At 59.8% G+C, this 26,084-nt stretch carries 29 protein-coding genes; 15 read left to right on the top strand and 14 right to left on the bottom strand.

The genetic code is table 11. The features are described from left to right. Positions 1-94 precede the first annotated feature (94 nt). Both K5E40_RS11125 and K5E40_RS11120 read left to right on the top strand, forming a co-directional pair. The gene (locus K5E40_RS11125; RefSeq protein ID WP_221730763.1) at positions 95-1,414 is read left to right on the top strand and encodes a PAS domain-containing methyl-accepting chemotaxis protein; all 1,320 of its coding nucleotides are present in this window, start codon (positions 95-97) and stop codon (positions 1,412-1,414) included. 167 nt (positions 1,415-1,581) lie between these two features. After that, positions 1,582-2,106: a DUF1003 domain-containing protein gene (locus tag K5E40_RS11120; RefSeq protein WP_221730762.1), complete on the top strand. Its 525-nt coding sequence runs from the start codon at positions 1,582-1,584 to the stop codon at positions 2,104-2,106. Here the strand turns inward: K5E40_RS11120 and K5E40_RS11115 are convergent, their stop codons facing one another. Continuing rightward, positions 2,107-3,048 carry a LysR family transcriptional regulator gene (locus K5E40_RS11115; protein WP_221730761.1) on the bottom strand — a complete coding sequence of 314 codons (942 nt, stop codon included), beginning with the start codon at positions 3,046-3,048 and terminating at the stop codon, positions 2,107-2,109. Between the two features lie 15 nt (positions 3,049-3,063). On the opposite strand from K5E40_RS11115, the gene K5E40_RS11110 reads away from it, so the two are divergent. Both K5E40_RS11110 and K5E40_RS11105 read left to right on the top strand, forming a co-directional pair. Beyond that, positions 3,064-3,768 (top strand): CTP synthase, encoded by a 705-nt coding sequence (locus K5E40_RS11110; protein WP_221730760.1) that lies wholly within the window; start codon positions 3,064-3,066, stop codon positions 3,766-3,768. Further along, the gene (locus tag K5E40_RS11105; protein ID WP_221730759.1) at positions 3,768-4,082 is read left to right on the top strand and encodes an antibiotic biosynthesis monooxygenase; all 315 of its coding nucleotides are present in this window, start codon (positions 3,768-3,770) and stop codon (positions 4,080-4,082) included. The genes K5E40_RS11110 and K5E40_RS11105 overlap by 1 nt, the downstream gene beginning before the upstream one ends. 127 nt (positions 4,083-4,209) lie before the next feature. On the opposite strand, the gene K5E40_RS11100 is transcribed toward K5E40_RS11105, so the two are convergent. Further along, entirely contained in the window at positions 4,210-4,536 is a 327-nt protein-coding gene (locus tag K5E40_RS11100; RefSeq protein ID WP_221730758.1) for a DUF2025 family protein, read from the bottom strand. A gap of 221 nt (positions 4,537-4,757) precedes the next feature. Between K5E40_RS11100 and K5E40_RS11095 the strand changes: the two genes are divergently transcribed. After that, on the top strand, positions 4,758-5,885 hold the full coding sequence (locus tag K5E40_RS11095; protein WP_221730757.1) for a glycerophosphodiester phosphodiesterase: 1,128 nt from the start codon (positions 4,758-4,760) through the stop codon (positions 5,883-5,885). 139 nt (positions 5,886-6,024) lie between these two features. Further along, positions 6,025-6,330 (top strand): PepSY domain-containing protein, encoded by a 306-nt coding sequence (locus K5E40_RS11090; protein ID WP_221730756.1) that lies wholly within the window; start codon positions 6,025-6,027, stop codon positions 6,328-6,330. Positions 6,331-6,669: 339 nt separating this feature from the next. On the opposite strand, the gene K5E40_RS11085 is transcribed toward K5E40_RS11090, so the two are convergent. Both K5E40_RS11085 and K5E40_RS11080 read right to left on the bottom strand, forming a co-directional pair. Continuing rightward, positions 6,670-7,113, bottom strand: coding sequence for a hypothetical protein (locus tag K5E40_RS11085; protein WP_221730755.1), 444 nt, complete (start codon positions 7,111-7,113; stop codon positions 6,670-6,672). 109 nt (positions 7,114-7,222) lie between these two features. Next, the gene (locus tag K5E40_RS11080; RefSeq protein WP_221730754.1) at positions 7,223-8,845 is read right to left on the bottom strand and encodes a methyl-accepting chemotaxis protein; all 1,623 of its coding nucleotides are present in this window, start codon (positions 8,843-8,845) and stop codon (positions 7,223-7,225) included. Between the two features lie 274 nt (positions 8,846-9,119). On the opposite strand from K5E40_RS11080, the gene K5E40_RS11075 reads away from it, so the two are divergent. Next, complete coding sequence (locus K5E40_RS11075; RefSeq protein WP_221730753.1) at positions 9,120-10,142, top strand: transporter; 1,023 nt, start codon at positions 9,120-9,122, stop codon at positions 10,140-10,142. 37 nt (positions 10,143-10,179) lie between these two features. Here K5E40_RS11075 and K5E40_RS11070 read toward each other — a convergent pair whose 3' ends face one another. After that, complete coding sequence (locus K5E40_RS11070; RefSeq protein ID WP_221730752.1) at positions 10,180-11,076, bottom strand: LysR family transcriptional regulator; 897 nt, start codon at positions 11,074-11,076, stop codon at positions 10,180-10,182. A gap of 120 nt (positions 11,077-11,196) precedes the next feature. On the opposite strand from K5E40_RS11070, the gene K5E40_RS11065 reads away from it, so the two are divergent. Next, on the top strand, positions 11,197-11,952 hold the full coding sequence (locus K5E40_RS11065) for an SDR family NAD(P)-dependent oxidoreductase (RefSeq protein ID WP_221730751.1): 756 nt from the start codon (positions 11,197-11,199) through the stop codon (positions 11,950-11,952). A 48-nt stretch (positions 11,953-12,000) separates the two neighbouring features. Here the strand turns inward: K5E40_RS11065 and K5E40_RS11060 are convergent, their stop codons facing one another. Then, a complete protein-coding gene (locus K5E40_RS11060; RefSeq protein WP_221730750.1) occupies positions 12,001-12,438 on the bottom strand; it encodes a multidrug/biocide efflux PACE transporter in 438 nt (145 codons plus the stop codon). An 89-nt stretch (positions 12,439-12,527) separates the two neighbouring features. Between K5E40_RS11060 and K5E40_RS11055 the strand changes: the two genes are divergently transcribed. Next, positions 12,528-13,382: a LysR family transcriptional regulator gene (locus K5E40_RS11055; RefSeq protein ID WP_221730749.1), complete on the top strand. Its 855-nt coding sequence runs from the start codon at positions 12,528-12,530 to the stop codon at positions 13,380-13,382. Positions 13,383-14,178: 796 nt separating this feature from the next. On the opposite strand, the gene K5E40_RS11050 is transcribed toward K5E40_RS11055, so the two are convergent. Then, positions 14,179-15,408: an RNA polymerase sigma factor gene (locus K5E40_RS11050; protein WP_221730748.1), complete on the bottom strand. Its 1,230-nt coding sequence runs from the start codon at positions 15,406-15,408 to the stop codon at positions 14,179-14,181. Then, positions 15,401-15,745, bottom strand: coding sequence for a YciI family protein (locus tag K5E40_RS11045; RefSeq protein ID WP_008081988.1), 345 nt, complete (start codon positions 15,743-15,745; stop codon positions 15,401-15,403). The genes K5E40_RS11050 and K5E40_RS11045 overlap by 8 nt, the downstream gene beginning before the upstream one ends. A gap of 237 nt (positions 15,746-15,982) precedes the next feature. Here K5E40_RS11045 and K5E40_RS11040 point away from each other — a divergent pair, with 237 nt between their 5' ends. Next, positions 15,983-16,468: an N-acetyltransferase gene (locus tag K5E40_RS11040; RefSeq protein WP_221730747.1), complete on the top strand. Its 486-nt coding sequence runs from the start codon at positions 15,983-15,985 to the stop codon at positions 16,466-16,468. A 19-nt stretch (positions 16,469-16,487) separates the two neighbouring features. Then, complete coding sequence (locus tag K5E40_RS11035) at positions 16,488-17,093, top strand: pyridoxamine 5'-phosphate oxidase family protein (RefSeq protein ID WP_221730746.1); 606 nt, start codon at positions 16,488-16,490, stop codon at positions 17,091-17,093. Positions 17,094-17,225: 132 nt separating this feature from the next. Here K5E40_RS11035 and K5E40_RS11030 read toward each other — a convergent pair whose 3' ends face one another. From K5E40_RS11030 to K5E40_RS11020, 3 genes are all read right to left on the bottom strand, one after another. After that, positions 17,226-17,714 (bottom strand): GNAT family N-acetyltransferase, encoded by a 489-nt coding sequence (locus K5E40_RS11030; protein ID WP_221730745.1) that lies wholly within the window; start codon positions 17,712-17,714, stop codon positions 17,226-17,228. A gap of 88 nt (positions 17,715-17,802) precedes the next feature. Then, positions 17,803-18,288 carry a GyrI-like domain-containing protein gene (locus K5E40_RS11025; protein ID WP_221730744.1) on the bottom strand — a complete coding sequence of 162 codons (486 nt, stop codon included), beginning with the start codon at positions 18,286-18,288 and terminating at the stop codon, positions 17,803-17,805. Positions 18,289-18,356: 68 nt separating this feature from the next. After that, a complete protein-coding gene (locus K5E40_RS11020) occupies positions 18,357-19,019 on the bottom strand; it encodes a LysE family translocator (RefSeq protein WP_221730743.1) in 663 nt (220 codons plus the stop codon). A 139-nt stretch (positions 19,020-19,158) separates the two neighbouring features. On the opposite strand from K5E40_RS11020, the gene alaC reads away from it, so the two are divergent. After that, the gene (alaC, locus tag K5E40_RS11015; protein WP_221730742.1) at positions 19,159-20,376 is read left to right on the top strand and encodes an alanine transaminase; all 1,218 of its coding nucleotides are present in this window, start codon (positions 19,159-19,161) and stop codon (positions 20,374-20,376) included. Positions 20,377-20,558: 182 nt separating this feature from the next. Here alaC and K5E40_RS11010 read toward each other — a convergent pair whose 3' ends face one another. Together K5E40_RS11010 and K5E40_RS11005 are read right to left on the bottom strand one after the other, a co-directional pair. Further along, positions 20,559-21,911 (bottom strand): GntP family permease, encoded by a 1,353-nt coding sequence (locus tag K5E40_RS11010; RefSeq protein ID WP_221730741.1) that lies wholly within the window; start codon positions 21,909-21,911, stop codon positions 20,559-20,561. Between the two features lie 81 nt (positions 21,912-21,992). Further along, entirely contained in the window at positions 21,993-22,526 is a 534-nt protein-coding gene (locus tag K5E40_RS11005; protein WP_221730740.1) for a gluconokinase, read from the bottom strand. A 216-nt stretch (positions 22,527-22,742) separates the two neighbouring features. On the opposite strand from K5E40_RS11005, the gene K5E40_RS11000 reads away from it, so the two are divergent. Further along, positions 22,743-23,774, top strand: a complete 1,032-nt coding sequence (locus K5E40_RS11000; RefSeq protein ID WP_221730739.1) for a LacI family DNA-binding transcriptional regulator — start codon at positions 22,743-22,745, stop codon at positions 23,772-23,774. A 120-nt stretch (positions 23,775-23,894) separates the two neighbouring features. Here the strand turns inward: K5E40_RS11000 and K5E40_RS10995 are convergent, their stop codons facing one another. Next, positions 23,895-24,767 (bottom strand): LysR family transcriptional regulator, encoded by an 873-nt coding sequence (locus K5E40_RS10995; RefSeq protein WP_221730738.1) that lies wholly within the window; start codon positions 24,765-24,767, stop codon positions 23,895-23,897. A 121-nt stretch (positions 24,768-24,888) separates the two neighbouring features. Here K5E40_RS10995 and K5E40_RS10990 point away from each other — a divergent pair, with 121 nt between their 5' ends. Further along, the gene (locus tag K5E40_RS10990) at positions 24,889-25,383 is read left to right on the top strand and encodes a PACE efflux transporter (RefSeq protein WP_260455643.1); all 495 of its coding nucleotides are present in this window, start codon (positions 24,889-24,891) and stop codon (positions 25,381-25,383) included. A gap of 113 nt (positions 25,384-25,496) precedes the next feature. Further along, positions 25,497-26,054, top strand: coding sequence for a hypothetical protein (locus tag K5E40_RS10985; RefSeq protein ID WP_221730737.1), 558 nt, complete (start codon positions 25,497-25,499; stop codon positions 26,052-26,054). Positions 26,055-26,084: the final 30 nt, after the last annotated feature.

Here is a 26,084-nt window from a genome sequence, read left to right as displayed (position 1 = left end):
CCGCCAACGCCGAATGCCGCCCGCGCATTCGGCCTGCCAGCGAGGGAATAAGGACTGAATCCTTAACCCAACCTATTTCCAGAGTACTGCGAGCATGTTTTTCAATCGCCAGAAGTCCGTCATCGACGATCTCCAGCAAACCCTCACCGAGCAAGCCGGCCTGCTCAATGCGATCAATCGCTCGATGGCGGTGATCGAATTCGACCTTGAGGGCGTGGTGTTGCGTGCCAACGACAACTTTCTCAAGACCATGGGTTACACGCCCGAGCAAGCTATCGGCCAGCCACATCGACGTTTCTGCACGCCGGAGTTCGGCCGCAGTGCTCAGTACACGCAGATGTGGTCACAACTGAAGAACGGCCAGTTTCTGTCAGGCACCTTTGAACGGGTCGACAGCAAGGGCGAGCCCATCTGGCTCGAGGCCAGTTACAACCCGATCAAGGATGCTTCGGGACGTGTGGTGAAAGTGGTCAAGTACGCCATGGACGTGACCACCAAAATGCAGCAGGAAAGCGAGACCAATGCCAAGCTGCAGGCCATCGACCGGGCGATGGCGGTCATCGAGTTCAACCTTGACGGCAGTATTCTTACAGCCAATCAGAATTTTCTGACGCGCATGGGTTACACACTCGCCGAACTCAAAGGTAAACATCACCGTTTGTTCTGTACGCCGGAAATGGTCAACAGCAGTGCTTACGAAGATTTCTGGCGTCGGTTGAACCAGGGCGAGTTTTTCCACGGACAGTTCGAACGTATTGATAAACGCGGGCAACCGGTATGGCTTGAGGCCAACTACAACCCGGTCTACGACGCCGCCGGGCGCTTGTGCAAAGTGGTTAAGTTTGCCTCGGACGTTACCGCCCGCGTGGTGCAGCACGAACAGGACGCGCGCAGCGCCAGCGCGGCTTATCACATCTCGGTGGAGACTCGAAAAGTCGCCGAGCAAGGCACACAGGTGATCCAGCAGGCCGCCAGCGAAATGCGCGAAATAGCCGAGGATATTGCCCAGTCTTCAACCTTGATTGCGCAACTGGGCGAACGCTCGGAGCAGATCACCGCCATCGTCAACACCATCCGTGCGATTGCCGATCAAACCAACTTGCTGGCGCTCAACGCGGCGATCGAAGCGGCGCGCGCCGGTGAACAAGGTCGCGGTTTTGCGGTAGTGGCCGACGAGGTGCGACAACTGGCGGCGCGCACCAGCGGTTCGACGGCGGAGATTTCCAGCATGATCACCTTGATCCAGAACGAGACCCGGCAAGCGATCAAAAGTATGGACGGCACCCGAGGTCGCGCGGCGCAAGGCGTTGAACTGGCGAATCAGGCGGGCACGGTGATTTTGCAGATTCGCGACGGCGCCAGTGAAGCGGTGCAGGCGGTCAGCATGTTTGCCAACGAGCACGCGCCTGGCTGATATCTGTGCATCGCTGGTAGACCGAGTCGCGGCCATCGCGGGCATGCCCGCTCCCACAGAGATTGAGTCAACCACACAATTTGTGTACGACGACTTAACCTGTGCGCGCGGGTTGCCAAAACGCAGCGCTATAGTGACTGCACGTCCCAAGCCCTGCCGAGTGCATCATGATCACTGAAAAAGCTGAAACACCTGCCACCGACCACCTGCGCTTCCACCGCCCCCACGCCCACCTCGCCACAACCTTTGGCAACGATAAATTTGCGCTGCGGGCCGAGGCGTTTGCGCGGTTCTTCGGTACGCCTCTGTTCCTTGGCGCGCAGACCTTGATTGTCGCGGTGTGGGTCGGCCTCAACGTGTGGGGTGTGACGCAATTCGACGTCTACCCGTTCATCCTGCTGAACCTGGCGTTCAGCTTGCAGGCCGCTTATGCCGCGCCGCTGATCCTGCTGGCGCAAACCCGTCAGGCCGCACGCGACAAGGCGCAAGCCGACGCCGACGCGCAACACCGTGAAGCACTGGCGCAAGCCAACACCGAGCGCCAGGCCCAAGCCGCGAGGAACACCACGCAACTGCTTGAACTGCTGGAACAGAACACCCGCCTCACTGAAATGACCAAAGACCTGAGCGAACGCATCGAAGGCCTGACCAAAGAGTTACACGCGCATGTGTGTCAGAACCCACTGCGTTGATCAGGGCAGACGCAGGGCTCGCCCGAGCTCATCGAACAGCGTGACCACCGAGCGCAATGCCCGGCAATCCGGGCGGGTCAGCAACCACAGGGCGGTGTCGTAGCCCTGCAACGGCTCGCTCAACGCCTGCAAACCGTCGCTGATCAGGAAATCAGGCAACGCCGCCACACCGAGGCCGGCGCGCACCAGTTCGGTGACGGAAAGCATGCTGTTGCAGCGATAGCCCGGGGTCACGCCGGGCAAGTGCTGACGACGCCACGCGACCGTCGGATGATCGGGCAGAAAGTCATCCGGGGCGATCCAGGTCAGCGCTGCCAGATCCGAAGCATCGACGCTGTGCAGGTAGCGCACACTGGCGCAGACCCGGTAGGAAATCTTCGCCAGTTGCCGTCCGACCAGATGTTGCGGCGGTGTGCGCGTCAGGCGCAGGGCAATGTCGGCGTCACGACGGCTAAGGTTGGCGAAATCGTTGGAGGTGCTCAATTCGAGGGTCAGCGCCGGGTAGTTGGGCATGAACTGCGCCAGCGCCGGCAGCAGCAAGCCTTGCAACACCGAGTCGGTGCACGTCAGACGCACCGTGCCGCTGATCACTTCGCCACCCTGCTCCACGCCGATCCGCGCGGCGTCCAGTGCTTGCTCGGCACGTTCGGCCTGCTCGGCCAGCGTCTGTGCAAGCGTCGTCGGTAAATAGCCGGCGCGGCTTTTTTCAAACAATTCGCGGCCAAGGGCAGCCTCCAGACGGCGCACGGCGCGGAACACCGTTGACACGTCAACCTTCAGCAGCTGTGAGGCCCGGGCCAGAGAGCCGCCACGCACCAAAGCGAGGATCAGGGCCAGATCCGGATAGTCGAGCCGATAGTGCGTCGGTGCATTGATCACTTGGGTAAACGCCAATATTGAGTGCGTGAACGCCAATCTATAGTGGGTGCCATCAATCAACAAGCGCAGGGAACCCCCATGGAAAGCCGCGCCATCCGCATCGCCCTGATCGGCGATTACGACCCGCTAGTCACCGCCCATCAAGCCATCCCCGTGGCACTCGGTCTGGTCGCCGAACACCTCGGCCAACCTGTGCAATTGGACTGGTTGGCCACCGAACACATCCACACCGATACACCACTGGAAGGCTTCGACGGTTTTTGGTGCGTGCCGGCCAGTCCTTACAAAAGTGAAGCTGGCGCACTGCGGGCGATCCGCTTTGCCCGCGAGCAGCAGCGCCCTTTCCTCGGCACTTGCGGCGGTTTTCAGCATGCCGTGCTGGAGTTTTCCCGCCATGTGCTGGGCTGGGCCGACGCTGAGCATGGCGAAACTTCACCCGATTCAGAGCGAGCCGTGCTCACGCCTCTGAGCTGCTCGCTGATCGAAGCCGTGGACAGCATTCATCTGCTACCCGGCTCGTTGATCGCCCAAGCGTACGAAACGTCGCAGATTCATGAAGGCTATCGCTGCCGCTACGGTGTGAATCCACACTACGCGAGTGACCTTCTCAAACATCAGCTCCAGGCGGTGGGGCATGATTCAGCGGGGGATTTGCGGGCATTCGAACTCAAGGATCACCGGTTTTTTGTCGCAACGTTGTTTCAACCGGAACGTGCGGCGCTCAAGGGCCAGATGCCGCCGTTGGTGCGAGCGTTTGTCGAGGCTTGCAGGGAGCAACGTTGATGAAGCCGACTACAGATTGTTTCGCGGTGATTTTCAATTCAACCCGCACCGAGGGCGACAACGGTTATGCCGAGGCGTCCGAGCGCATGATGGCGTTGGTGGGCGCACAGCCGGGGTTTCTTGGAATTGATTCGATTCGCGGGGCGGATGGTGTCGGGATCACGGTTTCGTACTGGGAGAGTGAGGCGGCGATTTTAGCGTGGCGACAAAATCCTGAGCATCGGGTGATCCAGGAACGAGGGCGCTCGATCTGGTATTCGGCGTTCCATACGCGGGTGTGCAGGGTTGAGCGTGAGTATCGGTTTGGGCAGTAGGTGCTGTGCCGTGCTTTAGGGCGCCTTCGCGAGCAAGCCCGCTCCCACAGGTTATTGGTGAGCGCCACAGAGCCAGTGTGGGAGCGGATTTGTTCGCGAAGAGGCACTCACCGTCACGACAAAACCCTCAGCCCTGCACCAGACTGCGCATCGCCACAATCTCTGGCACTTCGCGCTTGTGCATGTAAACGCGCAACGGTTCGGTGATGTTGAGGCGGTCATCGATATTCTGATTCAGCAACAACTGAATCAACTCGCGTTTAAGCGTCATGGTCTGCGGCGACGCGGGTGCCCAGACGAATTCACGGGTGGGAATAATGCCGTCGTCGGCCACGTCCATGCCGAACGAGTCTTCGCTGAAACGCACGATGTACTGACCGGTTTTGCGGTTGAGGCCCACAAAGCCTTTGAGGTCGTCGGCGGCCTGGCAGATGAGTTGGGAGGTGATGTGCATGGTAAACCTCACGAAAGATGATCGATGGTTTACACACAGGGCAATTGGACGGCGCGCTCTCTGCCGGAGCGTCTGCCGAGGGCAAGCGTACTGCAAACGGCGACACAAAAGTGCAGGAAAAATGGCTTTTAATACGTTTATGTCGGTCTGGCGATGGCGGGCAATCGATTCAGTTGTTAAAAGGTACGTCTTTGAAACTGCCCTGCGAAAGGAACTCGAACATGCCCGCCACGTTCACCAAAAGCGCCCTCATGCTGAGCCTGCTGCTCGGCCTTGGTCAGGCGCATGCCGCCAGCCAGACTGATCCCAATGCAGTCGCCGCCGCTCATGGCATTCCGCATCCGGCGGTGATCGCCCATCGTGGCGCTTCCTTCGATGCCCCGGAATCCACCGCCGCCTCATACAAACTGGCCCGCGATCTGGGTGCCGACTACCTGGAAATGGATTTGCAGCGCAGCAAGGACGGCGTGCTGTTCGCCCTGCACGACAACACCCTGCAACGCACCACCGACGTCGCGACCAAATTCCCGGACCGTAAAGACAGCCCGGCCAATGCCTTCACCATGGCCGAGTTGAAAACCCTCGACGCCGGTAGCTGGTACAACAAGGCGTATCCGGATCGCGCACGCCCGTCTTACGCGGGGCTGAAAATTCTGACCCTCGATGAAATCATCAACATTGCCCAGGCCAACCCAGCGCACAAACCTGGACTGTATATCGAGACCAAAGAGCCGCAACTGTTCCCCGGGATCGAACACGATCTGAAAGAGAAACTGCAGGATCGCGGCTGGTTGAGCCGGGCCGGTTCGAAACTGGCGAAGAGCGAAACGAGCGTCGGTCAGGGCAAAGGCCGGGTGATCCTGCAAACCTTCGAGAAGAACAGCCTCGAACTGCTGCAAAAGGAAATGCCGCAAGTGCCGAAGATCCTGCTGCTGTGGGTGGGCGAAGGCGGCATGGAGCCGAAATCCAAGGTGACTTTTGCCGAGTCCGGCGAGAAGGACAAAAACGCTTTCTACGGTAAACAGGAACCGACGTCCGATGCCGAGTTCAAGCAGTGGGTCGACTTCGCCAAGGCGCATGGTGCGATCGGTACCGGCCCTTCGGCGAAGCTGACCCATGGCGGCGACCAGAGCTACTCGGATCTGGTGCAGCCTTGGATGAACCAATACACCCACGATCAAGGCTTGCTGGTGCACGTCTACACGGCCGATGAGCCGGTGGACTTCGAGAAGGTCATGGCCGCAGGCGTCGATGGCATCTTCACCAACCGCGCCAGCGAACTGTTGAAGTTCTATAAACGCCCGGCAGCGGCCAGTGTTGATCAGGTGTTGAAGAACAACGGTTTCTGATCGGTCACCGGGGTGTCCGCATCGCGAGCAGGTTCGCTCCCACAAGAGCATTCTGCGGACGATGCGGTGTTTTAAGGGTGAATTAAGTTGCGGTGGTTAACCTGAGGCCACTTCAACAAACAACCCAAGGAATGACCCGATGAAAACGTTGACTGCCCTGTTTACCGCCGCCGCTCTGACCCTGACCGCAGGCCTGGCCCAGGCTGATGTGCGTGTCGATCAGATCCCCGAACTGGTCAAATCCGGCAAGATCAAATCGCTGGAAAGCATGAACCAGGAAGCGCTGAAACTGCACCCGGGTGCGACCATCACCGACACCGATCTGGATAACCACTTCAACGGTTATGAGTACGAAGTCGAACTCAAAACTGCCGACGGCAAAGAGTACGACGTGGACTTTGATGCCACCACCGGCAAGGTGCTGAGCAACAAACTGGATAGCTGATACACCTTACACACCAAGCCGCACGATCACTGGATCGCGCGGCTTTTTTGTGCCTGACAGCAAACCCTGTGGGAGTGGGCTTGCTCACGAAGGCGGTGTGTCAGGCAAAAGCTACTTTGGCTGATCTTGCGCTTTCGCGAGCAAGCCCGCTCCCACAGGGGATCGGGGTGGTCATGGAGTTTGGGGCTGGCGGTGAAACTGGTGGGAGTGGGCTTGCTCACGAAGGCGGTGTGTCAGGCGCAGCTACTTTGGCTGATCCTGCGCTTTCGCGAGCAAGCCCGCTCCCACAGGGGGTCGGGGTGGTCATGGAGTTTGGGGCTGGCGGTGAGGCTCCCACATTTAGGCGGAGGTACTGACCAGCGAACCGGATGTGCTCGAATCCGATTCCTGCAACGCCTGCAACAACGACGCCGTGGCGGTTTGCAGTGAAGCTGAAGTCGCGGCCACTTGTGCTTGTGCGGTAGCCACGTCGGCAGCCTTGGCATCAGCACTGTCCTGCTTCGCTTGGGCCGCTTTCAGCGCTTGCTGCTCTTCCTGCAACTGCTTTTGCAACTCGGCAATTTGCTTGCGCAGTTCTGTCACCGAATCCGATTCTTCGCTGCTGCTGGAACTGCTGTCGCCCGCTTGCGCAGCGCCGCCCGCTGCGACTTTGCGGGTATCAGCGGTCGTGCCGGTGCTGGCCGACGCCGTGGTGGAGGTGTCTTCACTGACATCGCTGATCGACGTTTTGCTGGCCGACGTGGTGAGGGTTTGATTGATCGATACAGAACTGATGCTGACCATGGGAATGCTCCAATGCCGGTTATAGATAACCGGTCATCGACCATGGCCGCCGCAAATTGAGATCGACTGTGTACCGACTCGGTATCCGATCCGGTACACAGTCAACGAGTCAGGCGCTCAGGCGGGCGGTGACTTCGTTCAGTTGCCCGGACAGGCCGTGCAGGTTCTGGCTGGCGCTTTCGGTGCGCTGCACGTTGTCGAGGTTGGTGCTCGCAATCGAAGTGATCTCGGTCAGGTTGCGCGAGATGTCCTCGGCCACCGACGTCTGCTCTTCGGCCGCTGTGGCGATCTGGCGGTTCATGTCGCGGATCGCTTCTACGGCGTGGGTGATGCGCTCCAGCATCGCGCCTGCCTGAGTGACTTGCTCGACGCTTTCATCGCTGCGCGCCTGACCGCTGTCAATGGCTTGCGCGGCGTCCACAGCACCGGTCTGCACGTTCTGGATGATCTGATTGATCTCGATGATCGACTCCGCCGTGCGCTGCGCCAGGTTGCGCACTTCGTCAGCAACCACAGCAAAACCGCGCCCTGCCTCACCGGCCCGCGCGGCTTCGATTGCCGCGTTCAGCGCCAGCAGGTTGGTCTGCTCGGCGATGCCGCGAATCACTTCCAGCACTTTGCCGATACGGCCACTGTCGGCTTCGAGACGACGGATCACCGTGGCGGTGTTAGTGATTTCGCTGCGCATTTGGGTGATGGAGCGGATGGTGCTCTGCATAACCTTCTCACCCTGTTGGGCAGACTGGTCGGCATCGTCGGCAGCACGCGCAGCGTCAGCCGCGTGGCGCGCTACTTCCTGGGCGGTGGCGGACATCTCGTTCATTGCAGTGGCCACCTGATCGGTGCGGTTGAACTGCTCGTTGGTGCCGCCGGCCATGGTGGTGGCGATGGCGTTCAACTCGCCGCTGGCGCTGTCCAGATCGCTGGCGCTGCGTTGCAGGCGAGTGAAGGTTTCAGCGAGAAAATCACGCAGGGTGTTGGCGGCAGCCGCCAGGTTGCCCAACTCGTCCTGACGGTCGCTGACCACACGCTCGGCCAGTTTGCCGCGACTCAACTGTGTCACGTAATCAATCAATTTGCGGATCGGCTCGACCAGGTTGCGGTTGACCAGCCACAGGCTCAACAGACCGATCAGCAGGCCCGACGCGAGCATCACCAACAGCCCAAGCCACACGGTGCGATCGGCTTCGGCGCTGATCGATGCCGACTGTTCGCTGCCCTGCTTGCGCAACTCGGCCACCAGTTCGCTCATCTGATCGCTGGCGGCGCGGTCGACACCTTTGACGGCGTTGTCGCCGGCAACCGGATCGCCACCGGCGGCCACATAGGCATCGCGACCCTTCTGATACGCGGCGCCGAGTTGGCGATGCTCGTCACGCAGACGTTCGATACGGGTTTTCAAGCCGGGATCAATACTTTTCTGGCTGGCCAATTCGCCGAGGATGTTCTGTACATCGCGCTGACGATCTTCGAACTGCCCCCAATACTTGCTCAGATCCGCCGGTTGCTTGCCGCGCAGCAGGACGTTTTTCCATTCCTGCACCTGCACTTTGAATTGCAGGTTGGCTTCGTCGATCAGTTGCGAGGTGTGCAACGGGCCGGCAATCAGTTGGCTGTAGCTCTGCACGCCGTTGGACAGGAAATGAAAGCAGGCCAGCGCGATCAACAGCATCGCTAGCAGACTGCCGCTCAGCAGGGCGAGAATTTGCGCTCTCAGGGATTTTTGCAGCATTGCAGGTACTCATGGCAGGGATGAGGCACGCCCGATTCAGGCGTGAAAAGTGGCCGGACTTCCCTGTCGGCGAACCGTGGCTTGGCCAACGGCGCGCAACCTAACGTACCTGTGATCGGCGCTCCAGAGCAGTTCTTGAGATATTCCCGACCGCCGGTAGTGCTTTGATTTGACGTCACTTTTTTGTCACGCAAACGTCATGTGACATTGCGATGATGCCCTTCAGGTGAACCTGTAAACCCTGCGCCAACCGCCCTCCTCGCAGCGAGCCTCCATGAACCACAGCCTCGATATCAGTCATCGCGACCCGGACTTGTTTGGCTTGCTCTACGGCTTCCGTTTTCTGCCCGGTGAACGCGGCCGCGAAATCGATTCGGCCACTGCATTGCGCTGTCTGCAAGGTGACAGTGACAGCGATGAATTCCTCTGGCTGCACCTCAATCTGGCTCACGCCGCGTGCGAGCGCTGGATGAAAAGCCATCTGCAATTGCCTGAAGAGTTTTTTGAAGCGTTGCATGAGGGCTCGCGTTCGACGCGCATCGAGCATGTCGACTCGGCGCTGTTGGCGGTGGTCAACGACGTGGTGTTCAACCTCAGCAGCATGGTGTCGTCGGATGTGTCGACGCTGTGGGTCTGCGTGCGCAGCAAACTGATCGTCAGTGCGCGCCTGCAACCGCTGCACTCGGTGGACAAACTGCGCTCGTCGGTGAAGGCCGGCGAACGCTTTCGCTCGCCCTCCGAATTGCTTGTACACCTGCTGCGCGACCAGGGCGAAGTGCTGACCCAGATCGTGCGCAAGACCAGCATGAGCGTCGATCAGGTCGAGGATCAATTGCTCTCCTCGCGACTGTCGACCAACCGCGCCGAACTCGGCGCCAATCGCCGCGTACTGGTGCGCTTGCAACGGTTACTGGCGCTCGAACCCGGCTCTTTACTGCGCCTGCTCAACCGTCCGCCGCCGTGGTTGCAGAAGGAGGACGTGAAGGAGTTGCGCAAGTCCACCGAGGAGTTTGCGCTGATCATCAACGACCTCACCGCCCTCGGCGAGCGGATCAAGTTGCTTCAGGAAGAGATCGCCGCCAACCTCAACGAACAGAGCAACCGCACGCTGTTCACCCTGACCGTGGTGACGGTGCTGGCACTGCCGATCAACATCATTGCCGGGTTCTTTGGGATGAATGTGGGGGGCGTGCCGCTGTCGCAAGACCCGCAAGGGTTCTGGATATTGGTGGCGCTGGTGGCGACGTTTACCGTGATTGCCGGGCGCTGGGCGTTTCGTAAACGCGGAGATTACTGATCCACTTTTTTCAGCCCATCACAAAGAGCGATGTAGGTCAGAGAGTGGAACGGATCACCTCACCGAGCCAATCCATGAACACCCGCACGCGCAGCGGTAGATGCCGCTGCCGCGCATACAGCAACGAAATCGCCATCGCCGGCGCGGTGTACTGCGCCAGCACCGTCACCAGTTCGCCGTTATCCAGATGCGGCTGCATGCCGGTGCGCGGCACCTGCACCAGACCAAAACCACCCAGGCAGGCCGACTCGTAAGCATCGGTGCTGTTGACCGTCACGCTGCCAGCCATCGGCAAACGCCGGACCTGGCCGCCCTCCTCGTAGACAAAACCCTCCGAACGCGCCCCCAAAACGCCGACGTAATGCACCAGCCGATGCTGCGCCAGATCCTCCAGCGTCTGCGGCACGCCGTAGCGCGCCAGATACGCGGGGCTGGCGCAGTTGATCATGGGAAAGTCGCCCAGATGCCGGGCCACCACGGATTGATCGGGCTGCGCACCGATCCGCACCACACAGTCGAAACCCTCGCTGAGCAGATCGACCCGGCGGTCGGTGCTGCTGATTTCCAGCTCCAGATTGGGATGGCGCGCCATGAACGACGGCAGGCACGGCATGACCAGTCGCCGAGAAAGGATGTTCGGCATGTCGACGCGAATCCGCCCCGTCAGCGAGGCCTCGTCCTGACGAAACAGCCCTTCGATCTCGTCCATGTGCGAGAGCAGATCCTTGCTCCGCTCGTACAACACCAAACCGTCCTGTGTTGCCTGCACTTTGCGCGTGGTGCGTTGCAGCAGCCGCGTGCCAAGCAACGTTTCCAGCGCCTGCACATGCTCGGACACGGTAGAACGCGGCAAGCCGAGGCTCTCCCCGGCGAGGGTGAAACTTGACAGTTCGCTGACCCGGACGAAGGTGCGCAGCAGTTCCAGTTTGTTCATCGGGGGCACTCGCTGATTGTTCGGTTTATTCGACCAGTGATTCCGGTTTAGCTCTGTTTATCACCTAAGGGCGGATAAATAAACTTTGCTCCATCCACTCACCGCCATTGAGGAAGTCCCATGAACCGCAAAATCGCATTGATCACCGGCGCCAGCCGTGGCCTGGGCAAAAACGCCGCCCTGCACCTCGCCGCGCAGGGCATCGACATCATCGGCACTTACAACAGCCGCGCCGATGAAGCCCAAGCGCTGGTGACTGAACTGGAACAACTCGGCGCCAACGCCGTGATGCTGCAACTGGATGTGGGTCGCAGCGAAGGCTTTGCCGATTTCGCCGCGCAGGTCGAGCAAGCGCTCAAACATTTTGACCGTCAGCGCTTTGATTTCCTGATCAACAATGCCGGCATCGGCGTGCACGCCCTGTTCACCGAAACCACACCGGAGCAGTTCGACCTGTTGATGAATATCCAGTTGAAAGGGCCGTTCTTCCTGACCCAGCAATTGCTGCCGCTGATCAACGATGGCGGGCGCATCATCAACATCTCCAGCGGCCTGACCCGCTTCAGCCTGCCGGGTTACGGCGCCTACGCCGCGATGAAAGGTGCGATGGAAGTGTTGACCCGCTATCAGGCCAAGGAGTTGGGGGCACGGCAGATCGGCGTGAACATCCTCGCGCCGGGCGCCATCGAAACCGATTTTGGCGGCGGCGCAGTGCGCGACAACTCGGCGGTGAACGCCATGGTCGCCAGCAATACCGCGCTGGGCCGTGCCGGGCAGCCGGATGACATTGGCGGTGCGTTGGCGTTGCTGTTGTCACCGGGTGGGCAGTGGATCAATGGCCAGCGGGTTGAGGCTTCAGGCGGGATGTTTCTCTAAACCCTGGGGTCCTGAAATCGCAGCCTTGTGAGCTGCGACTTCAGGCTTTCACCCCTCACAGGTGCTGCGCGTCAGCAAACGCTCGCGCACCACGTCATAACCCCAGTGATACACATAGGTGTACGGCAGAAAGAACAGCAACACGCCGATGTCGAGCAAAAACGCCTGCCACAAACTGACCGACAGCCACCCGGCAATCAGTGGCACACCCATCACGATCAAGCCTCCCTCGAACAACAAGGCGTGCACCACTCGCACCCAAGCGTTGCGCGCAATGTTCATGCGCTCAAGCAGGCGGTCGAAGAAGCGGTTGAACACCACGTTCCAACCCAGCGCCAGCAATGCGATCAATACCGTCACCGCGCCCATGTCGAGCAATGGTTTTTGCATGATCCACGCCAGCAACGGTGTGCAGATCACAATGGCCAACAGTTCGAAACCGACAGCCTGCAAGATACGTTCAGTGATGGATTTGTTGGCAGTCATGACCTGACTCCTTGAGTGAAGTTGGTTGCCATGATCCAACGCCAAACCGATACTTCATAACCAATAACCATCGATCAAGGCGATAGTTGATGATCTCGCAGGAAGTGTTGTTGGCGTTTGTTCAAGCGGCGACCCAAGGCTCGTTTTCGGCGGCGGCGCGCAAACTGGGGCGCAGTCAGTCGACCATCAGTGCAGCGGTGGCCAGCCTTGAGATCGATCTGGATCTGCAGCTATTCGATCGCAGCAGCCGCAAGCCGACCCTCACTCCGGCCGGCCATGTGATGCTGCAACGGGCCGAGGCGATTCTCACGGCCAGCAGCCGCCTGGAAATCACCGCGCGACAATTGTCCCAAGGCGTGGAGCCAAAGCTGACCGTGGCGATTTCCGACACCTATCAATCAGCGCGTTTTGAAGCGGCGTTGATCGGGTTCGAGCAGCGTTATCCGGATATGGAACTGGAGTGTTTGATTGCTGAGTGCGACGACTTGATCGAACTGGTGCAGCGTGGTCGGGCACATTTGGCCTTTGCCGAGATGCAAGACAGTTACCCGCCGGACCTGCTGGCTTCCACCGTCGCCGAGCGCACCGATATCGCCCTGTTCGTCAGCCGTGAGCATGCGCTGACGACGCTCAAGCACATCGATCAAGCGATCCTGGAACAACATCGCGAACTGCGCCTGGCAACGATCGTCAATCCATACGACAGTCGCGCCAAAGGCCGAGTGTGGTCGGCGCCCAGTTACCTGATGCTGATGGAAATGGCCGAAATGGGCTTCGGCTGGGCACCGCTGCCGCGCTGGCTGGTGGCGCGTTTCGGCAACGGCACGCTGGTGGAACTGAACGTGCGCGGCTGGCCGAAACCGGTGTTTGTCGATGCTTTGTGGTCGCGGCTGCATCCGCCGGGGCCAGCGGGGAGCTGGTTATTGAGCAAGATGCTGGAATAGCGTGGCGGCCATACACGGGCAAGCCCACTCCCACCAGTTTCACCGCCAGCTCCAAACTCCATGACCACCCCGATCCACCGTGGGAGCGGGCTTGCTCGCGAAAGCGCAGGATCAGCCAACGTTGCTGCTGCCTGACACACCGCCTTCGTGAGCAAGCCCACTCCCACCAGTTTCACCGCCAGCCCCAAACTCCATGACCACCCCGATCCACTGTGGGAGCGGGCTTGCTCGCGAAAGCGCAAGATCAGCCAAAGTAGCTGCGCCTGACACAACGCCTTCGTGAGCAAGCCCACTCCCACCAGTTTCACTGCCAGCCCCAAAATCCATGACCACCCCGATCCCCTGTGGGAGCGGGCTTGCTCGCGAAAGCGCAAGATCAGCCAACGTTGCTGCTGCCTGACACACCACCTTCGTGAGCAAGCCCACTCCCACCAGTTTCACCGCCAGCCCCAAATTCCATGACCACCCCGATCCACTGTGGGAGCGGGCTTGCTCGCGAAAGCGCAAGATCAGCCAAAGTAGCTGTCGCCTGACACACCACCTTCGAGAGCAAGCCCACTCCCACCGGTTTCACCGCCAGCCCCAAACTCCATGACCACCCCGATCCACTGTGGGAGCGGGCTTGCTCGCGAAAGCGCAGGATCAGCCAACGTTGCTGCTGCCTGACACACCGCCTTCGTGAGCAAGCCCACTCCCACCAGTTTCACCGCAACCCCCAAATTCCATGACCACCCCGATCCCCTGTGGGAGCGGGCTTGCTCGCGAAGAGGCCGGTATGGCCAGCGTCCCGTTCGGATCAGTCCAGCGCTAGCAACCGCGCTTCAATGAACCGCTGCTCCGGCGCTTGCCGCGTCAATTCCAGCGCCCGTGAATAAGCCACCCGCGCCTCTTCCACCTTGCCCAACTGCCGACAAAAGTCCGCCCGCGCCGAATGCGCCAAGTGGTAGTCCTGCAACTCGCCACGATCCAGAATCCCCTCGACCAAGCTCAACCCAGCCAATGCCCCATCACGCTGAGCCACCGCCACCGCCCGGTTCAACTCGATCACCGGCGACGGCAGCACCCGCAACAGCACGTCATACAGCCCGACGATCTGCTGCCAATCCGTCTCCCCTGCCGATCCCGCCTCGGCATGCACCGCCGCTATTGCTGCTTGCAGACAATACGGCCCGAACCGCCGCGTAGTCAGCGCACGCTCCACCAGCGCACAGCCTTGGGCAATCAACCCGGCATCCCAACGCGAGCGATCCTGATCGCTCAGCAGCACCAACTCCCCGTTCGGCGAGGTGCGCGCCGGTCTGCGTGACTCGTGCAGTAACATCAGCGCCAGCAGCCCCATGACCTCGGGTTCCGGCAGCAACTCCATCAACAAGCGCCCAAGCCGAATGGCCTCACGGGTCAGGTCCTCGCGGATCAGTTCGGCGCCCATCGACGCCGAATAACCTTCGTTGAACACCAGATAAATCACCCGCAACACGCTGTCGAGGCGCTCAGGCAATTCGCTCAGGCTGGGAACTTGATAAGGGATTTTTGCATCACGGATCTTCGCTTTGGCGCGGACGATGCGCTGGGCAATCGTTGCCGGCGCCGACAGGAATGCGCGCGCGATTTCCTCGGTGGTCAGGTCGCAGACTTCGCGCAGGGTCAGCGGTACTTGCGCATCCGCCGCCAGCGCCGGGTGACAGCAGGTGAAGATCAGCCGCAAGCGATCGTCCTCCACATCTTCACCACTCCAGTCGGCCTGCTCCAACGCTTCGAGTTGCGCCAGCAGCAACGGCTGAGAAGCCTTGAAACGCGCACGCCGGCGCAACACGTCAATCGCCTTGAAGCGCCCGGTGGACACCAGCCAGGTGCGCGGATTGTCCGGCACGCCGTCATGCTGCCAGCGCTCGACCGCGACAAAGAACGCCTCGTGCAAGGCTTCTTCGGCGAGGTCGAAATCGCCGAGCAGACGAATCAGCGTCGCCAGAATCCGCCGCGAGTCTTCACGATAGACCTGTTCAACCCGCGCCCTGATCTCAGACATTCAATTGGCGCACGGGGCGTACTTCAACGCTGCCGACCCGCGCCGCCGGAATGTTACCGGCGACCTGGATCGCTTCGTTGAGATCCTTGGCGTCGATCAGGTAGAAACCGGCCAACTGCTCCTTGGTTTCGGCGAACGGGCCGTCGGTGATCGACAATTTGCCGTTGCGCATGCGTACCGTGGTGGCGGTCTGCACCGACTCCAGCGCTTCGGCGGCGACCATCCGCCCGCTGCCTTGAATCGACTCAGCGTAGGCCCAGCACTCGGCGTCTTCGGGGCTGTCTGGCGACGAGTGCAACAAGCGCTCATCGCTGTAAACCAGGCATAGATATTTCATGGCGTTCTCCTGATTCGAACGGATCAACTATGGCTGAAGATCAGGGCTTCTGAGGGTTCGATGGCGATGTCCTCGAACATGAAGATAGGCGAGCCGGGGCACCTATCCATCTTTTGTTGTGAAGACACCTTTAGTCGTTCGGCGAATCGGTAGATCGACAGACGAAACAAAAAATTTCCGAGATGGCCAAAGTCGCTAGAATCCGGGGCTCATCTTTGTAGGAAAAAGGAAATTCCCGTGTCAGCCAAACTCGTGCCCTACGACAGCCTCAACGCCTTGCAGCGCCAGCAGGTCGAGGCCATTGAAATTCGCGCCGAGCAGATCAAATTCTCCGGTGATATCCACGGTGCCTTGCACACTTTGCTGTCGAAACCGGCGCCCGGCGTGAAGGGTTTTGCGCTGTTGGCGGACGAAGTGCCTGTAGCGTTCCTGTTGCTCAAGCGCCCACCGGTTTTACCGGCCTGGGCCGATGAACACAGCGCCACGTTGCATGCCTTGCAGGTCGATCATCGGGCCCAAGGCAAGGGGTACGGCAAGGCATGCCTGCAAGCGTTGCCGGAGGTCGCGCGCCAGGCGTGGCCGGAAATCAAAGGCCTGGAATTGTCAGTGGACGCCGACAACGACGCCGCCATCGCGCTGTACGCCAAACACGGTTTCGTCGACAGCGGCGAAGCGTACAAGGGCCGGATCGGCTACGAGCGACGCATGGGGCTGTTCTTCTAAATCATCGAGGGGATGCACGATGATCGATTCAATCGAAGCACTGGAAGCCATTTACGGATTGCCTCACGAGCGTTCAGTGCGCAAGCAGATCACTTTTCTCAACGAAGACTATCAGGCGATGGTGCGGGTCTCGCCGCTGGTGATCGTCAGCTCGGTGGGCACCGAAGGCCTCGACAATTCACCGCGCGGTGATGCGCCGGGGTTTGTGCGGATCATTGATGAACGCACACTGGCCCTGCCGGATCGCCCGGGCAACAACCGCATCGATACCCTGCGCAACGTGCTGCACGATCCACGAGTGTCGCTGCTGTTCATCATTCCGGGGATTGGCGAGATGTTGCGGGTCAATGGCACGGCGTCTATCAGTGCTGAGCCAGCGTTGCTGGAGAGTTTTGCAGTGAACGGCAAACCGGCGAAAACGGTGTTGCTGGTGAACGTGCAAGCGGCGTACTTCCACTGTTCGAAAGCGCTTGTGCGTTCGGACGCGTGGAATCCTCAAACGCATCTACCGCGCTCTGCCCTGCCGAGTGCGGGCGCCTTTCACAAGCGCCTGAGTGACGGCCAGTTCGACGCGGACAGCTACGACCGCGAAGCACCGAAGCGAGTGCGTGACACACTTTACTAAGCACTCCAAACCACCCCTTGCCCCTGTGGGAGCGGGCTTGCTCGCGAATGCGGTGTGTCAGCCAAGTAGATATCGACTGAAACGGCACCTTCGCGAGCAAGCCCGCTTGTACACAGGGGGGGTGCGCGTTTTTTAGAGGGTCAGGATCATCTCGTGCCACGCCATGCCGCCGTGGTCGGATTCCGACGGTTTGATGTAGGCAAAGCCGAACCCGGCGTAAAGCGCGATGTGCTTTTCCTTGCACATCAGGTGAATCGTCGCCTTGTCCATCCCGCGCATACGTTCGATGAACTCCGCCATCAAGCGCTTGGCCAGGCCCTGGCCCTGATAGTCGGGATGCACCACCACCGACATGATCACCACGTTCGGTCCCGCCGGGTCATGGCCGATCAGTTCCTTGAACGCCTCATCCGACATTTGCACATCAAACGCCGCGCCCGAGTTGACGAAGCCTGCGACGACCCCGTCCACCTCGGCAACGATGAAGCCATCCGGCCAGGTGGCGATGCGGGTGGCGATCTTCTCGCGGGTGGCGGCTTCGTCGCCTTCGTAGGCAACGGTTTCGATGGCGTAGCAGCGATCCAGGTCGGCGACAGTGACGTTACGGATGAGGGTGTTCATGGCAGCTCGAAAATCAGTGGAAACAAGGCTGCCAAGCATAAAGCACAAACATCGAGGCCGGTCAGTGACCGGCCTCGGCGCAGTGATTTCAGTGCTTGAGTGGCAGCCAGATTTCCAGCGTACCGGCATTGAGCCTGGGGTTGAAATCCTCGCTGTATCGCTCGAATTCCGGCGCATCGGCGGCTTCGCGCCCGGATTGCGGCAGCCAGGTTTTCCAGATGTATTGAAAGGTCGCGGGCAACTGATCCAGTGAACCTTTGTGCTCGAACACGGCATATTGCTGGGGCTGAACCTCGACCCAGCGATATTGCTCCGGCAGATCGTCAAGCTTGCTGATCTCAACGCCGGCAATGTACTCAAAACCACCCTGGCCATCAGGATTGCAGCAGATGCCGTAGGTCACTTCATTTTTCTGGCCCGGAATTTCGCCGAGGTGCGGGATGAATTTTTCCCAAAGCTGCGGGATGCCCTCGGTGGTGTCCTGAGTAAACCGTCCGCCCAGCCCGGCGATCAGCAGGAAGTGTCCATTTTCGAAGCGAGGTTGCGCCACTTCGACGCGTGTTTGCTCATCCATGATTCGACTCCTGGAACAAAAAAGGGGTTCGGCTGGTGAGTATAGAAAGCCCAAACCGATTCGCACGGTTACAGCGCGTGCAACTGCTCGACGGCGCCCGAACCGAAAAACTCGTTATAGCCCGATACGATCACGTACACCGCGAAATAACAGAAGATCGCTGCAGATGCCATGTAGGAGTAACGCAGCAATTTGTCGCCAAGCAGCTTGCCACCGTGGCTTGCAGCGAAGCACAAACCGGCCGACCACAGCAGCCCGGCGCAGAGGAACCCGCCGAGGAACAGCGCCGAACTGAGCGGGCCATTGCCACCGGAACGGGCGATCAGCGTGCCCCCCACCGCCGCGAACCAGAGAATCGCGCTCGGCGAGGACATCGCCAGAAAGATCCCACGGAAGAACTCCTTGCGATGGGAGTTCTGTCCCACGTCAGCGGTTTCAGCGAGCAGCGCTTGGTGGTGAATCGCCGAGTAAATCATCTTCGCCGCAAAGTAGATCAACAGTGCCGACCCGCCGACCCACAGGACCCAGCGCACGGTTTCGTATTGCAGCAGCACGGTCATTCCGGCCAGTGCCAGCACCGCATAAACCAGGTCGCCGACGCAGGTGCCCAGGCCCAATGCGAAGCCCTGAAAGTATCCGCGCTGCATCGCCAGGGTGATCATGGCGATGTTGGCCACACCGATGTCCAGGCACAGCGAAAGGCTCAGCAAGAAGCCGCTGGTGAATTCCATCAACCATTTTCCTTGGGCAAAAATTGTTAAAAAACGCGCTGGACAGTATGCCATCACTGACCTTATCTTCCGCCACAGGTCACCGCAGTGACCAGCGTCGCTCGGACGGTTCCGGGCGCTTACGTTATCCGAGGCAACAATGGCTGAACAAGGTTCGCCGCGCCGCTTTGCGCGCATTGATCGACTCCCCCCTTACGTTTTCAACATCACCGCCGAGCTGAAGATGGCCGCGCGGCGTCGTGGTGAAGACATCATCGACTTGAGCATGGGCAACCCCGACGGCGCCACGCCGCCGCACATTGTCGAAAAACTCGTGCAAGTCGCCCAGCGTGACGACACCCACGGTTACTCCACGTCCAAGGGCATTCCGCGCCTGCGCCGAGCGATTTCCAACTGGTACAAGCAACGCTACGAGGTCGATATCGACCCGGAAAGCGAAGCCATCGTCACCATCGGCTCCAAGGAAGGCCTGGCGCATTTGATGCTGGCCACACTGGATCAGGGCGACACGGTGCTGGTGCCGAACCCGAGCTACCCGATTCACATCTACGGCGCGGTGATTGCCGGCGCCCAGGTGCGCTCAGTGCCGCTGGTGCCGGGCGTGGACTTCTTCGCTGAGCTGGAACGGGCCATTCGCGGATCGATCCCGAAGCCGAAAATGATGATTCTGGGCTTCCCGTCCAACCCGACCGCGCAATGTGTGGAGCTGGATTTCTTCGAGCGAGTGATCGCCCTCGCCAAGCAGTACGACGTGTTGGTGATCCACGATCTGGCTTACGCCGACATCGTCTACGACGGCTGGAAAGCGCCGTCGATCATGCAGGTGCCGGGCGCCAAGGACATCGCGGTGGAGTTTTTCACCCTGTCCAAGAGCTACAACATGGCCGGTTGGCGTATCGGGTTCATGGTCGGTAACCCGGAACTGGTCAACGCCTTGGCGCGGATCAAGAGCTACCACGACTACGGCACCTTCACGCCGCTGCAAGTGGCAGCGATTGCGGCGCTGGAAGGCGATCAACAGTGCGTGCTCGACATCGCCGAGCAATATCGTCAACGACGTAATGTGCTGGTCAAGGGCCTGCATGAACTGGGCTGGATGGTCGAAAACCCCAAAGCCTCAATGTATGTCTGGGCGAAGATTCCCCAGGCTTATATGCATTTGGGTTCACTGGAATTCGCCAAGAAGCTGCTGGCCGAGGCCAAGGTTTGTGTCTCGCCGGGGGTTGGGTTTGGTGAGTATGGCGATGACCATGTGCGCTTTGCGCTGATCGAAAACCAGGACCGGATTCGTCAGGCTGTACGCGGGATTCGGGGGATGTTCCGGGCGGATGGGCTGGCTCCGAAAACTACCGCCTAACGCATATCCCCCTGTGGGAGCGGGCTTGCTCGCGAAAGCGGTGGGTCAGTCAGCATTGATATCGGCTGACACGACGCCTTCGCGAGCAAGCCCGCTCCCACATGGGATTTGTGTTCAGCCGTGAAATCACACCCCACAAAAAAACCGCATCGCTGCGGTTTTTTTGTGCCTGACGATGTCGCTTAAACGAACAGCGACAACAGCAGGATAAAGCCCAACGCGACGATGGAGAGGATGGTTTCCATCGCCGTCCAGGTCTTGAACGTCTCGGCCACGGTCATGTTGAAGTATTGCTTCACCAGCCAGAAACCGGCGTCATTGACGTGGGACAGGATCAACGAACCGGCACCGGTGGCGAGCACCAGCAGTTCACGGTTAACGCCAGGGATCATCCCGACCACCGGCACCACAATGCCTGCGCCGGTGATCGTCGCCACGGTTGCCGAACCGGTAGCGACACGAATCACCGCCGCCACCAGCCACGCCAGCAGGATCGGCGATATCTGTGCGCTGACCGCCATGTGGCCAATCACATCGCCCACGCCGCTGGTGACCAGCATCTGCTTGAAGCCACCGCCAGCACCGATGATCAGGATGATCGCGGCCGTTGGCGCCAGGCTCGAATCCAGCCATTTGAGAATCTGCTGGGAGCCGATGCCTTGCTTGTGACCGAAGGTGTACAGCGACAGCAGCAACGCCAGCAGCAGCGCCGAGATCGGGTGACCGATCATGTCCATCCAGGTACGGAAGAAATGGCCGTCCGGCAGCGCCACGTCTGCGAAGGTTTTCAGCAGCATCAGGAACACCGGCAGCAGCACGGTGATCAGGGTGATGCTAAAGCTCGGCAGCTTGGCCGAATCGGTTTCACGGGCCAGTTGATCGACCAGTTCCTGATTCGGGTGACCCGGAATGTGCTTGGCGATGAACGTACCGAAGATCGGGCCGGCAATGATGGCGGTCGGCAGCGCGACGATCAAACCGTAAAGAATGGTCTTGCCGATGTCCGCGCCGAACACGCCGATGGCCAGCAGCGGGCCAGGGTGCGGTGGCACCAGACCGTGCACGGCAGAAAGGCCGGCGAGCAGCGGGATGCCGATCTTGATGATCGACACACCGGTCCGACGGGCAACGATGAACACCAGCGGAATCAGCAGCACGAAGCCGATTTCGAAGAACAGCGGGATGCCCACCAGGAACGCGGCAAACATCATGGCCCATTGGACCTTGTCCTTGCCGAACGCGCGAATCAGGGTCTGGGCGATCTGATCTGCCCCGCCCGACTCGGCCATCATTTTGCCGAGCATGGTGCCCAGCGCGAGGATGATGCCGACAAAACCGAGCACGCCGCCGAAGCCGTCCTGGAACGCCTTGATGATGGTGCCGATCGGCATGCCGGACGTCAGGCCAAGGAACGCAGCCGCGATGGTCAGGGAAATGAACGGGTGAATCTTGAACTTGGTGATCAGGATAATCAGGCCGATTACCGTGACCACTGCATCGAGCAGCAGGAACGAGTCGTGGGACATGCCAAACATTAGGGGTGTCTCCTGGTTGTTGTTGTTATTAAAGCGGGTTGATCAGAAGTCGTGAGGACAGCGCTATCTGCTTGAACACACTCATACCGCCGGTTTCAGACCGTGGGCCTGCCACCAGACGTGAGCCTGCTCAGCCAGTTCTTCAACGCTGTGGATCGAAGCATTCAACGCCAGGGTCAACGGCTCGCCGACCGGCGATTGGAGGGTGGCGAACTGGCTTTCGATCAACGTGGCCGGCATGAAGTGGCCCGGGCGGTGGGAGACACGCTCGGCGGCGACTTCAGGGGTCAGTTCAAGAAACACGAAACCCAGGCCCGGCAAGGCACTGCGCAATACTTCGCGGTAACTGTGTTTAAGCGCCGAGCAGGTCAACACCGGGCGCTGGCCTTGGGCATCAACGCGACGCAGTTCATCGCACAGGCTGTCGAGCCAGCCGGCACGGTCTTCGTCGTTCAGGGGGATCCCCGCGCTCATCTTTTCGATGTTGGCGGCCGGATGAAAAGTATCGCCTTCAATGGCAGTGGCGCCGCTCAATTGGCACAGGGCCTCGCTGACGCACGTCTTGCCGCAACCGGCAACGCCCATGATGACCAGGGCGGTGATGGGATGACTCATATAACACCTCAGCGCGCAGACAGCGCTACCTTTGCTAGCTATGACTCTAGTGCACAGGCAGAAGTTGCCGACGCCTTCTTGTCGTTTTTTTGGGTTGCAGCAGGTTTGCTCACGATGCCAAAAAGCGAGGATCAGGCAGGATCTCGCTCACGCATTTGCAGCTGCATCAGGACAGCGCTACCTTAGTGCCTTGATTTTTGTTTGGCAAGCCGCCCGATGACCACCCCTAAAAACGATAAAAATACCCGCACCACCGGCCGTCCCACCCTCAATGAAGTTGCCCGCCTGGCCGGCGTGAGCCCGATTACCGCCTCCCGCGCGTTGCGTGGGGTCAGCACAGTGGCCACCGAACTGGTCGAAAAAGTCCAGAAAGCCGCGCTCGAACTCAACTACGTCGTCAACCCCGCCGCCCGTGCCCTGGCCTCGGCCCAGAGCCATTCAGTGGTGGTGCTGGTGCCTTCGCTGTCCAACCTGTTGTTCATCGATACGCTGGAAGCCATTCATCGGGTGTTAACGCCCAAGGGCTTCGAAGTGCTGATCGGCAACTTCCACTATTCCCGTGATGAAGAAGAGAACCTGCTGCGCAACTACATGGCTTATCGGCCACGCGGTTTGCTGCTGACCGGGTTTGATCGCACCGAAAGTTCACGGCGGATGATCGAAGCCAGCAATATTCCCTGCGTGTACATGATGGAGCTGGACAGCGCCGCCGGGGTGAATTGCGTCGGTTTCTCCCAGCTCAGTGCCGGTGAAACGGCGGCCGAGCATTTGCTGTCTCGTGGGCGCAAGCGTCTGGCCTACATCGGCGCGCAACTTGATCAACGCACGTTGTTGCGCGGTGAAGGTTTTCGCAAAGCCTTGCAGAGGGCCGGCCGCTATGACCCGGATCTGGAAGTGCTGACACCGCGCGCCTCCTCTGTTGGCTTAGGCGGTGAACTGTTCCTGCAATTGCTGGCGGCGCACCCGGATGTCGATGCGATCTTCTTCGGCAACGACGACCTGGCGCAGGGCGCATTGCTTGAGGCCTTGCGCAACGGCATCAGGATTCCCGAGCAAGTGGCAATTCTGGGCTTCAACGACTTGCCGATGTCCGAACACATGGTGCCGCGCCTGAGCAGCATCAATACCCCGCGTGAAGCGATTGGCCGGCGGGCGGCGGAGCAGATGCTGACGTTGATGGCGGGTAACAGCGTGGCGCGTCCAGTCGAGGACATGGGCTTTGAACTGAAAATCCGCGAAAGCACATAACACCGAAAACCCTGTGGGCGCGGGCTTGCTCGCGAACGCGTCGTGTCATTCAGCGAATACGTTCACTGGCACATCGCCTTCGCGAGCAAGCCCGCTCCCACATTGGATTGGCGCAACACTCTAGTGACCCAGGCGTTCGACCAGCGCCAACGCGCCCTTCTGCAGCGGTTGGCTCTTGAGCCATACCGCATGCACCGGCAGCACCAGGCCGTTTTCGATGTTGCGAAAGTTCAGCCGTTTCAAGCGCCCCGACGCCAGCCGCGACTGCACCACCGACAATGGAAAATTGCCCCAGCCCAATCCTGCCTCGACCATCTCCATTGCCGTCTCAAGGTTGTCGGTGCGCCAATACGATTGCGCCACCAACGGTCGAGTCTCGCTGATCGGCAAGTCACGACTGGCCACAACGATCTGTCGCACCTGCACCAAATCCTCCAGAAACAGGTCCTGCCCCTGCAACAACGGGCTGTTCGCCGCCAGTGTGGCGATCATGCGTTCACTACCAACAAACTGAAAGCGCTCCAGCACGTTCACACTCAGCCCGGCGAACGCTACACACACATTGACGCGGCCACTGTGGAGCATCGCCAGCACGTCATCCTGAGGCGCGGTCAGCACTTCGATGTCGAGCAGCGGATGACGCTCGGCAATTACCCCGATCGCCGCCAGCAAACGATGACGATCGATGTCCGCCACCACGCCGATCGACAGTTTGCTCTCCAGCCCCAACGACAACTCCACCGCGTGCACTTGCAGTTGTTTGAGCTGTTCGGCAATAAGCCGTGCATGGGGCACCAGTGACAGGGCCATTGCCGTCGGTTGCGGTTCGCGATGACGGCGGTCGAACAACGAATAGCCGAGTTCGGCCTCAAGGTTGCCAATGCTCATGCTCACCGCCGACGGGACTTTGCCTAACGCCCGAGCGGCGGCGGAAAACGAGCCGCGTTCGATCACGGCGAGGAACAGTTCGATGCTGTCACTGTTGAAATTCAACTTGGCTCACCTATCAATAAAACTGAAAGCTACTGACTTTTTCTGTCAGCCCTATTGAAGCTATCTTTCGCCGCCTTCGCCAGCCCCGCTGGCCAACAAGTGGCAAGAAAGAGGCAACTCCATGCAAGGCGTCAAACGCAAACTGGTCTATGTGTCGCTTTACGAAGTGATCGGCATGACCTTCTCCGCCCTCGGTCTGGCGCTGTTGTCCGGCACCTCGCCGGGCAGCACCGGGCCGCTGGCCGTGATCATCACCACCATCGCCGTGACCTGGAATTTCATCTACACCTCGATGTTCGAACACTGGGAAAGCCGCCAGCCATCACGCACCCGCACGGTCAAGCGACGCATCGCCCACGCCGTTGGTTTTCAACTGACGTTGATCGTGTTTCTGATTCCGTTGATCGCGTGGTGGATGAGCATCAGCCTGGTGCAGGCGTTTGTGCTGGATCTGGCGCTGATCATCTTCATCCCGTGCTACACGTTTGCGTTCAACTGGTTGTTTGACCGGGTGTTTGGTTTGCCGGCCTCGGCGCTGCCGGAATCTGACGCTGGAGAACATTGCCCATCGCTGACAGATTGCGGTCATCCACTGCCGCCAACCGGCAAGGGATGACCGCTTTTTCGATCGACTGAATCAAACAACCCCATGAAGTAAAAGGCTTTATTGATCGGGCATGGTAATTGCTCCTGTATGGCGGTCAGTCATTACCTACAGGTCAATTCATCATGTTGGTCAGTGCCAAACAAATGGAAATTCTGCCGCTGCCCAAGCGGCTGGCAGAAGACGCAACCGCCACGGCGGCCGCCGGTCTGCAAGGCGGCCTGCACGGCGCGATGCTTCAAGCGCTGCAAAACCAGGTGCAGACGCAAAACAGCGAAGCCACCGCCAAGGTGCAAGGTTCGGCCACGCAGATTGCCACTCAGCAAGTCAGCGCTGCCGCACGCATCAGCGATAACGTCGACGAAGCCTTCGCCAAGACCCGCGTCGGCCTGCAAACCACCGACACTTCAGACGCAACCAAAACCACCGGTTCCGCCACCGACGAGTTCAAGGACTACATGAGCAAGACGCCTGAACAGCGTCTGCGCGACAGTATTCTCAAGGATCTGGGCATCACCGAAGACGACATCAAGAACATGCCGCCGGAGAAACAACTGGCCATCGGCAAAGAGATCGCCCAGCGTTTGCAGGACAAGATGCAACTGGCGCAATCGGAGAAAGAAAACGTCAACGACGTCAAGGACAGCGACAAGATGGCGAACACGTTTCTGGCTGCGCTCTGAGCTCAAGCCAGCATGAAACCTGATGTGGGA

The sequence above is a fragment of the Pseudomonas baetica genome (genome assembly GCF_019733355.1).
In the GTDB taxonomy this organism is placed as follows: Bacteria; Pseudomonadota; Gammaproteobacteria; order Pseudomonadales; family Pseudomonadaceae; genus Aquipseudomonas; species Aquipseudomonas baetica_A.
Note: the sequence above shows the minus strand (reverse complement) of the source record. Positions and strands in the feature narration are given on the sequence as shown.